This is a genomic window from Aurantimonas sp. C2-5-R2, from assembly GCF_036549495.1.
Lineage (GTDB): Bacteria > Pseudomonadota > Alphaproteobacteria > Rhizobiales > Rhizobiaceae > Aurantimonas > Aurantimonas coralicida_A.
Genome location: NZ_JAZHLJ010000214.1, coordinates 1 through 1,677 on the forward strand (window position 1 = coordinate 1; position 1,677 = coordinate 1,677).

At 64.5% G+C, this 1,677-nt stretch carries 1 protein-coding gene; it reads left to right on the top strand.

Annotated elements, in window-relative coordinates; all coding sequences use genetic code 11:
* Nucleotides 1–1,677 carry a formate--tetrahydrofolate ligase gene (locus VQ044_RS25040; protein WP_327650358.1) on the top strand — a complete coding sequence of 559 codons (1,677 nt, stop codon included), beginning with the start codon at nt 1–3 and terminating at the stop codon, nt 1,675–1,677.

A 1,677-nucleotide genomic window follows, 5' to 3' on the forward strand; every position in this document is an offset into this window, starting at 1 on the left:
ATGGCGTTCAAGACCGACATTGAGATTGCCCGCGAGGCGAAGAAGCTGCCGATTCAGGAGATCGGGGCGAAGCTGGGGATCGGGCTCGAGGATTTGGTGCCTTACGGGCATGACAAGGCCAAGGTTTCGGCGGATTTCATCGCCCGTCAGGCGGACAAGCCGAACGGCAAGCTGATCCTGGTGACGGCGATCAACCCGACGCCGGCCGGCGAGGGCAAGACGACGACCACGGTCGGGCTCGGCGACGGGCTGAATTCGATCGGCAAGAAGGCGGCGGTGTGTATCCGCGAGGCTTCGCTCGGTCCGTGCTTCGGCATGAAGGGCGGCGCGGCCGGCGGCGGCTATGCGCAGGTCGTGCCGATGGAGGAGATGAACCTCCACTTCACCGGTGACTTCCACGCCATCACCAGCGCGCACAACCTTCTGTCGGCGCTGATCGACAACCACATCTACTGGGGCAACTCGCTCGACATCGACATCCGCCGCGTCGTCTGGAAGCGGGTCATGGACATGAACGACCGGGCGCTGCGCGACATCGTCACGTCGCTCGGCGGGGTGGCCAACGGCTTTCCGCGCCAGGCCGGCTTCGACATCACCGTCGCCTCGGAAGTGATGGCGATCCTGTGCCTGTCGAACGACCTGGAGGATCTGCAGGAGCGTCTCGGCCGGATCATCGTGGCCTATACGCGTGATCGCAAGCCGGTGACCTGCAAGGATCTGAAGGCCGACGGCGCGATGACGGTTCTGCTCAAGGACGCCATGCAGCCCAATCTGGTGCAGACGCTGGAGAACAACCCGGCCTTCGTGCATGGCGGCCCGTTCGCCAACATAGCCCATGGCTGCAACTCGGTCGTCGCCACCAAGACGGCGCTGAAGCTGAACGACTACGTGGTGACGGAAGCCGGCTTCGGGGCGGATCTCGGCGCCGAGAAGTTCATGAACATCAAGTGCCGCAAGGCCGGTCTCGCCCCGGCGGCGATCGTCATCGTCGCCACCATCCGTGCGATGAAGATGAATGGCGGCGTCAAGAAGCAGGATCTGGCGGCCGAGAACGTGCAGGCGGTCAAGGACGGCTGCGCCAATCTCGGCCGGCACATCGAGAACATCAAGGGTTTCGGCGTTCCCGCGGTGGTGGCGATCAACCACTTCGCCGGCGACACCGAGGCCGAGATTGCGGCCTGCAAGGACTATGTGACGAGCCAGGGTTCGGAGGCGATCCTGTGCAAGCACTGGGCCGAGGGCTCGAAGGGGATCCAGGAACTGGCGACGCGGGTGGCAGAGATCGCCGACAGCGGCGTGGCGCAGTTCCAGATGCTGTATCCCGACGACATGCCCTTGATGAAGAAGATCGAGACGATCGCCAAGCGGATCTACCGGGCCGACGAGGTTCTGGCCGACAAGAAGATCCGCGACCAGCTGGCGCAATGGGAGGAGCAGGGGTTCCGCGATCTGCCGATCTGCATGGCCAAGACGCAGTATTCGTTCTCCACCGACGCCAATCTGCGCGGTGCGCCGACCGGCCATTCGGTGCCGATCCGCGAAGTGCGGCTGTCGGCCGGCGCCGGCTTCGTCGTGGTCGTCTGCGGCGAGATCATGACCATGCCGGGCCTGCCGCGCGTGCCCTCGTCGGAATCCATCCGGCTCAATGACGAAGGCCTCATCGAAGGCCTGTTCTAG